The following is an 8,010-nucleotide window of genomic DNA, read 5'->3' on the forward strand; positions in this document are numbered from 1 at the left end:
GGACGGGACCGATCACCTTCGCCACCGGACGCGACACCACGGCGTACCTGCAACCCCTGCTGGACCGCTGGAACCAGGCCCACCCGGCCGAGAAGGTGACGCTGCTGGAGTTGCCCGAGGCCGCCGACGAGCAACGCGCCCAGATGGTGGCCAACCTCCAGGCCCAGAGCAGCCGGTACGACGTGCTGGGGCTCGACGTGGTGTGGACCGCCGAGTTCGCGGAGAACGGCTGGATCATCCCCCTGGAACGCGGGTTGTTCCCGCTCGACAGGTTCCTGCCGCCGGTCGTGGAAACGGCGATCTACAAGGACAAGCTCTGGGCCGTCCCCTACACGAGCAACGCGGGGCTGCTGTACTACCGGACCGACCTGGTGAAGGAACCGCCGCGGACGTGGGCGGAGCTACGCCACCAAGCCCGAGAGATCAGAAAAAAGCACAACATAGGAGGCTATGCCGGGCAGTTCTTGGCCTACGAAGGGCTGACCGTCAACTTCTCCGAGGCCGTCCAGTCCGCGGGCGGGCAGATCCTCAGCCCCGACGGCACCGAGGTGACCCTCGACCCCGCCACGGGGGAGACCGCGCTCGACTTCCTGCTCCAGGGGCTGCGCGAGCGCTGGATCCCCGAGGAGTCGCTGAGCTTCAAGGAGGAGGAGTCCCGCCTGGCCTTCCAGGAGGGCCGGCTGGCCTTCGCCCGCAACTGGCCGCACGGCTTCGGCCCCGCCAGGGCCGAGCTGGGCGACAAGGTCGCGGTGACGAGGCTGCCCGGACTCGACGGCCCCGGGTCCAGCACGCTGGGCGGCGTCAACCTGGCCATCAGCGCCTTCTCCAAGAACCAGCACACCGCCCAGGAGTTCATCCGCTACTTCACGAGCCTGGAGAACGAGCGCCGGGTCCTCACCGAGGGCTCGTTCCCGCCCGTGTGGACCGAGCTCTACGACGATCCCGCGCTGATCAGGCGCTTCCCGTACCTGCCGGTACTCAAGGAGAGCATCATGGCCGCCAAGGCACGGCCGGCGAGCGCCAACTACAACCAGCTGAGCCTGGTGATCGCGAGCTCGGTCGCCAAGGCCCTCGGCACCCCCACCCCCGAGTCCGCCGACGACGTCGCGGTCTCCATGAAGTCCGAACTCGAAGAGATCATCAGAACCCAGTGAGGCAGCCATGCGAAAAGGCAGAGCAGCAGCGATCCTGACCGGGCTCGCGATAGCCGTCGCCGCCTGCGGCAACGCGCCGACGACCACGCAACCCACGGAGTCGGGCTCCGCGCCGGCGAGCGGCGCCGCCAAGACGCTCCAGGGGGTGAAGCTGGAGGTCGCCGCCAAGTGGACCGGCGACGAGCAGAAGAACTTCGAGCAGGTGCTCAAGGCCTTCTCCGACAAGACCGGCGCCGAGGTGACGTACGCGTCCACCGGCGAGGACACCGGCGCCTACCTCGGCCCGCGCATCCAGGGCGGCAGCCCGCCCGACGTGGCGATCCTCCCCCAGCCCGGCCTGGTCCAGCAGTACGCCGAGCAGAAGGCTCTCAAGCCGCTGACCGACGAGGTCACCAAGGAGATCGACACCAACTACACCCCCTACTGGAAGGAGCTCGGCTCCGCAGACGGCCAGGTGTACGGCGTGCTGATCAAGGCGGCACACAAGTCGCTGGTCTGGTACCGCTCGCAGGCGTTCGAGGACGCCGGCGTGCAGCCGCCGACCAACTGGGACGAGCTGATCCAGGCCGCGCAGACGGTCTCAGACTCCGGCACGCCGCCGTTCTCGTTCTGCGGCGCCTCCGGCTGGACGCTGACCGACCTCTTCGAGAACGTCTACCTGTCCACCGCGGGCCCCGAGAACTACGACAAGCTGTCCAAGCACGAGATCCCGTGGACCGACCCCACCGTGGCCACGGCGCTGGAGAAGATCCAGCAGATCGTCGGCAAGAAGGAGTTCGTGGCCGACGGCGCCTCGGGCGCCCTGCAGACCGACTTCCCCACCTGCGTGAGCAAGGTCTACAGCAACAACGAGGCCGCCATGGTCATCGAGGCCGACTTCGTGGCCGTCGAGGCCGTCCAGTCGGGCGCCAAGGTGGGCGAGCAGGCCAAGTACTTCCCGTTCCCCAAGGTCGGTGACACCGCCCCCGTCGTGCTCGGCGGCGACGTAGCGGTGGCGATGAAGGACTCCCCCGGCGCCATGGCGCTGCTGCAGTTCCTGGCCTCCAAGGAGGGCGGCGAGATCTGGGCCAAGCTCCCCGGCTACCTCTCACCCAACAGGAACGTCTCCCCCGACAACTACCCCGACGAGCTGACCAGGCAGCTCGGGCAGACGATAGTCTCGGCCGGCGACGCCGTCCGCTACGACATGTCGGACCTGGCGCCGAGCGCGTTCGGCGGCACCGACGGCAAGGGCGAGTGGAAGGTGCTGCAGGACTTCCTGCGTGAGCCGACCGACATCAAGGGCGCCCAGACCGCGCTCGAAGCCGAGGCCGCGAAGGCCTGGAAGTAGAGGTAAGGCCGTGACCGAACGGTTGGACGGCCCGCAGGACCCGCCCGCGGACACCGCGGGCGGGCCCGCCACCGGACCGGCTGATACCCCCCGCAAGCAACGACGCCTCGGCCCCTCGCCGACGGTCGCCATCGCCTTCCTCCTCCCGGCGGCGCTGCTGCTGGGCATCTGGGTGGTCTACCCGATCGCCTACTCGATCTTCAGGAGCCTGTTCGACGCGGCGGGCACCGGATTCGTCGGGCTGGGCAACTACACCACGATCTTCACCGACGACGGCATGCTGACCACGGTCCGCAACAACCTCATCTGGGTGGTCGTCGCCCCCCTCGTGGTGACCACGCTGGGGCTGATCTTCGCGGTGCTGACCGAGCGCATCAGGTGGGCGACGGCGTTCAAGCTGATCGTGTTCATGCCCATGGCGGTCTCGCTGATGGCGGCGGGCGTGATCTTCCGCCTCGTCTACGAGGAGAGCCCGGACAAGGGCCTGGCCAACGCCGTGCTCACCACCGTGCACGACACGTTCTCCGGCTCGCAGGGCTACCCGGAGGCCCGCCCGCGCGAGGGCGACCAGTCGCCGGTCGCCGATCAGAACGGCGCGGTCGTCACCAAGCAGCCGGTCCAGGCCGGCCAGCCGGTGCTCATCCCGATCGTCGGCGTCCGGCCGGACCTCATGCCGGGCAGCGCCCAGCCGGCCAAGGCGCCACCGACCGGCGGCGGGCTGACGGGAGCCGTCTGGCTGGACTTCGTTCAGGGCGGCGGCGGCACCGCCGGCACCATGGACGCGGCCGAGCGCGGCCTGCCGGGCATCACGGTCGAGGCGGTCAGCGGCGGCCAGGTGGCAGGCACCGCCACGACCGCAGACGACGGCTCGTTCCGCTTCGAGGGGCTGCCCGCCGGCTCCTACGTCGTACGGCTCCCGCAGTCGAACTTCGAGGCCCCCTACGGCGGCCTGACGTGGCTCGGCCCCGCGCTCATCACCCCCGCGATCATCGGCGCGTTCGTCTGGGTGTGGGCCGGGTTCGCCATGGTGCTGATCGCGGCAGGGCTGGCGGCGATCCCGCGGGACGCGCTGGAGGCGGCCCGCATCGACGGTGCGTCGGAGTGGCAGGTGTTCCGCAAGATCACGGTGCCGCTGCTGTCGCCCGTGCTGCTCGTCGTCTTCGTGACGATGATCATCAATACGCTGAAGGTGTTCGACCTGGTGTTCATCATCGCGCCCGCCTCGGTGCAGCCGCAGGCGAACGTGGTCGCGCTGGAGATGTGGCGCGTGTCGTTCGGCGGCGGGAACAACCAGGGCCTGGGCAGCGCGCTCGCGATCTTCCTGCTGATTCTGGTCCTGCCCTTCATGATCATGAATATCCGCAGGTTCAGGAGGGAGAACACATGACGACCGCGACCGCCACCGTGCCGTCCGGGCTGGAGACGGGCGCGCCGCGCAGGGGGGTGCTGGGCAGGATCGTGGACCGCGTCGGCAGCGGCGCCGTCCAGGTGGTGATGGTGCTGCTGGGCGTGTTCTGGCTGGTGCCGACGCTGGGCCTGCTGGTCGTCTCCATGCGGACCACGCAGGTCAACAACGCCGAGGGCTGGTGGACGGTCTTCACCAAGCCGGCCGAGTTGACCATCGCGAGCTACCGCGACCTGCTGGGCAGCGGCTTCACGGCGTCCTTCTGGAACACCGTGCTGATCACCGTGCCGACCACGATCCTGGTGATCGGCATCGCCGCGATGGCGGGGTACGCGTTCGCGTGGATGGACTTCCCCGGGCGGGACGCGGCGTTCCTCGTCGTGGTCGCGCTGCTGATCGTGCCCATCCAGATCGCGCTCATCCCGGTCGCCGTGCTCTACGGGGGCGCAGGGATCTTCGGCACGATCCCCGGAGTGGTGCTGTTCCACGTGGCGTTCGGGTTGCCGTTCGCGATCTTCCTACTGCGCAACTTCTTCGTCGGCATCCCGGCCTCACTGCTGGAGGCGGCGCGGATGGACGGCGCCTCGGAGTGGAAGATCTTCGTCTCGGTGGTGTTCCCGCTGGGCAAGCCCGCCATCGCCTCGCTGGGCATCTTCCAGTTCCTGTGGGTGTGGAACGACATGCTCATCGCGCTGGTCTTCGCCGACACCGGCAACCAGCCGATGACCAAGTATCTGCAGTCTCAGATGCGCCAGTTCGGCTCGAACATGGACATCCTCTCCTCCGGCGCGTTCCTGTCGCTGATCGTCCCGCTGATCCTGTTCTTCGCGTTCCAGCGGTACTTCGTCCAGGGCATGATGTCCGGCTCGGTCAAGTGACGTGTTCACGGGCGCCCGTGTCCCCGGGCGCCCGTGATCGTTCTGGTACGGCCCGAACCGCCGTTTCGGCCGCAAGCCGTACCAGATCTGGCTAAGCTCAACGCCCATGGCCGGTCGTCCACTGAACGAAGTCGTCGAAGCCGGATGGGCCACAGCGCTTGAGCCCGTCGGCGAGCAGATCACCCAGATGGGCGAGTTCCTGCGCAAGGAAATCGCCGAGGGCAGGCAATACCTGCCCGCGGGCGCGCACGTCCTGCGCGCCTTCAGTCAGCCCTTCGACGAGGTCAAGGTGCTGATCGTGGGTCAGGATCCCTATCCCACGCCCGGCCATCCCGTCGGGTTGTCGTTCTCGGTGGCGGCCGACGTGCGGCCGTTGCCCGGCAGCCTGCTCAACATCTACAAGGAGATGGAGACCGACCTCGGTCTCCCCCGCCCCGCCAACGGCGACCTCACGCCGTGGGCCGACCAGGGCGTGCTGCTGCTCAACAGGGTCCTCACCGTGATGCCGGGCAAGCCCGCCTCGCACCGGGGCAAGGGCTGGGAGCAGGTCACCGAGCAGGCGATCAAGGCCCTCGTGGCCCGCGACAAGCCCATGGTGGCCATCCTGTGGGGCCGCGACGCGCGCAACCTCGCGCCCATGCTCGGCAGCGTGCCGCGCGTCGAGTCCGCCCACCCCTCCCCGCTGTCGGCGCGCAGCGGCTTCTTCGGATCGCGGCCGTTCAGCCGGGCCAATGAGCTGCTCGTCCAGCAGGGCGCGGCGCCTGTGGAGTGGAAGCTGCCCTAGAGTCGTCGCCATGAGTGATGAACCGAAGTTCCTGCGTCTCACGGTCGAGTTGACCGTCGAGGTGCTCGACGTGGACACGCTGCAGGCGGCGGCGCTGGCCGAGATCAGGCACCCCGATGCCGATCTCGCCGAGGAGGAGCGTACGGAGCAGGCCGAGCTGGTCACCTCCGACGAGACGGGCGCGACCGCGCTGCAGTGGCTGATCGAGCCTGAGCACGTGCTGCAACTCGTCGAGCACATCACCGAGATCGAGCCGCGTGAGGCCGTGCTCGGGGTGGAGCCGTCGGAGGGGCCCAGCGAGGAAGAAGAAGAGGAGCACGACCACGTGTGACGCCCCCCGGGCATCCCTGACGGTCAGCGGCGGCCACGACGCTTGGAGGCGTCGTGGCTTTTCGCGTCCCTGGCCTCGTGCCGGCGCTCGCTAAGATCGAAGCCCGCTCAGAGCAAAGGGGTACGCCATGATCGTCGCATTCTCCATCACTCCGCTCGGCGTCGGCGAGGGGGTCGCCGAGCCTGTCGCGCGCGCCGTCAAGGTGGTCCGTGACAGCGGGCTGCCCAACCGGACCGACTCGATGTTCACCACGGTCGAGGGCGAGTGGGACGAGGTCATGGACGTGGTCAAGCGCGCCGTGGAGGCCGTGGCGGAGGTCGCGCCCAGGGTGGGCCTCGTGCTGAAGGCCGACATCAGGCCCGGGGTGGAGGACGGGATGACCAGCAAGCTGGAGTCCTTGGAACGCCACCTGCCATAGGGATCCCCCTGACATTTCGCGATATATCTTGACCCTCTCGTGGGACGCGACATATCGTGTTGCTCACCATAGACGCGATACTACGTGTCCCGGAGGTGGGGAGCAATGAAGCACGAGCGAGTGCCGGTCCTGGTGGTCGGGGGCGGATACGCGGGGCTGAGCGCGGCGGCGCTCCTGGCATGGCGCGAGGTGCCCGTCATGCTGGTCGAACGGCATGCGAGCACCTCGATCCAGCCCAAGGCGTTCGGCCTCGGACCGCGCGCCGTCGAGCTGCTACGTCCCATACCGGGGATAGAGCAGGAGCTCAGCGCCATCTGGGCCGGCATCGGCGAGAACATGCGCATAGCGATCGCCAAGGACCTGGCCGACCCGGAGCCGCACATGATCATCAGCGACGAGGTGTCGGAGATGGCCTTCCTCGCCGACGTCACGCCCGCCGCGTACGTGGGCGCGCCCCAGGCCGAGATCGAGCGCGTGCTGCGGGGCAAGGCCGAGGAACTGGGCGCCGACCTGCGCTTCTCCACGGAGCTGGTCTCGCTGGAGCAGGACGGGGACGGGGTGACGGCGCGGCTTCGCACGCCCGAGGGCGAGAGCGTGGTGCGCGCCGACTACGTGGTGGCGGCCGACGGATACCGCAGCCCGCTGCGGCGCAGCCTGGGCGTGCTGACCTCGGGCAAGGGCGAGCTGGGCCGGACGTGCTCGATCATGTTCGACGCCGACCTGTCGGGGCTGGTGCGGGAGCGGGAGGTCACGCTCTGGTACCTGCGGAACGACGTCTTCACCGGCGTGATCCTCACCGGCACCGGCGTGGGGGCGCACGTGCTCGGCGTCAACCTCGCCGAGGGCGAGAGCGAGGCCGCCTTCACTCCGGAGCGCTGCGTCGAGCTGGTACGGGTCGCGGCCCGCCGGCCGGACCTGGACGTACGGGTGCTGGACACGACCACGTTCGCCATGGCGCACGTACTGGCCGACTCCTATCGGGCCGGGCGGGTGTTCTTCGCCGGGGACGCCGCCCACACCATGCCGCCGACCGGTGGGCAGGGCGGCAGCACCGCGATCCAGGACGGGTGCGACATCGCGTGGCGGCTCTGGCTCGTGCTCACGGGGCAGGCCGGGCCCGAATTCCTGGACACGTACGACGCCGAGCGCCGCCCGATCGGCACGCTGACGGCCGACGCCCAGCTGGCCAACCTCGGCGTACGCATGCCGCCCGCGGCGCGCGTCGGCTACCCGGAGCCCATCGAGGACCCGCTGGGCGCCCTCATCGGGCAGCGCTACCACTCCACGGCGATCCTGGACGAACCCGCTGACGACGGCTCGATCATGGAGGACCCTCGCGTACCGAACGGGCGTCCCGGCAGCCGCGCTCCGCACGTGGTGCTCGACTGGGAGGGGCAACGCATCTCGACCGCCGACCTGTTCGGCACCGGCTTCGTCCTGCTGGCCGATCCGCAGGGCGGTCAGGCGTGGACGGAGGCCGGGCGCCTGGTCAAGGAGCGGCTCGGCGTGCAGCTCACGCGACTGGTGGTGGACGAGGAACTGAAGGACGTGAACGGATGCTGGCGGGAGCGGTACGGCGTGGGCGGGGGCGGCGCCGTACTGGTCCGGCCGGACGGATATGTGGCATGGCGCTCACCCGGTCCCGAACTGGACCCGGCCGGGACCCTCGAGCGCGTCCTACGCCAACTCCTCAACCGCCCCGACCCCACC

The 8,010-nt window shown here is 69.3% G+C and carries 8 protein-coding genes; all 8 read left to right on the forward strand.

What is annotated here, in order from left to right:
• Positions 1-1,154, forward strand: a 1,154-nt coding sequence (locus ITP53_RS51925) for an ABC transporter substrate-binding protein (protein ID WP_195902884.1), incomplete at its 5' end; no start/stop codon positions are given.
• 7 nt (positions 1,155-1,161) lie between these two features.
• Positions 1,162-2,484 (forward strand): ABC transporter substrate-binding protein, encoded by a 1,323-nt coding sequence (locus ITP53_RS51930; protein ID WP_195902885.1) that lies wholly within the window; start codon positions 1,162-1,164, stop codon positions 2,482-2,484.
• Positions 2,485-2,494: 10 nt separating this feature from the next.
• The gene (locus tag ITP53_RS51935; protein ID WP_195902886.1) at positions 2,495-3,871 is read left to right on the forward strand and encodes an ABC transporter permease; all 1,377 of its coding nucleotides are present in this window, start codon (positions 2,495-2,497) and stop codon (positions 3,869-3,871) included.
• Entirely contained in the window at positions 3,868-4,767 is a 900-nt protein-coding gene (locus tag ITP53_RS51940; RefSeq protein ID WP_195902887.1) for a carbohydrate ABC transporter permease, read from the forward strand. Before ITP53_RS51935 ends, ITP53_RS51940 begins: the two co-directional genes overlap by 4 nt.
• A 106-nt stretch (positions 4,768-4,873) precedes the next feature.
• Positions 4,874-5,551 (forward strand): uracil-DNA glycosylase, encoded by a 678-nt coding sequence (locus tag ITP53_RS51945; RefSeq protein WP_195902888.1) that lies wholly within the window; start codon positions 4,874-4,876, stop codon positions 5,549-5,551.
• A gap of 10 nt (positions 5,552-5,561) precedes the next feature.
• Positions 5,562-5,882, forward strand: coding sequence for a hypothetical protein (locus ITP53_RS51950; RefSeq protein ID WP_195902889.1), 321 nt, complete (start codon positions 5,562-5,564; stop codon positions 5,880-5,882).
• Positions 5,883-6,009: 127 nt separating this feature from the next.
• The gene (locus tag ITP53_RS51955; protein WP_195902890.1) at positions 6,010-6,300 is read left to right on the forward strand and encodes an MTH1187 family thiamine-binding protein; all 291 of its coding nucleotides are present in this window, start codon (positions 6,010-6,012) and stop codon (positions 6,298-6,300) included.
• A 105-nt stretch (positions 6,301-6,405) separates the two neighbouring features.
• Positions 6,406-8,010 (forward strand): FAD-dependent monooxygenase (locus ITP53_RS51960; RefSeq protein WP_195902891.1); only part of this gene is annotated, 1,605 nt, incomplete at its 3' end.

The organism is Nonomuraea cypriaca (assembly GCF_015645445.1).
Classification (GTDB): Bacteria; Actinomycetota; Actinomycetes; order Streptosporangiales; family Streptosporangiaceae; genus Nonomuraea; species Nonomuraea cypriaca.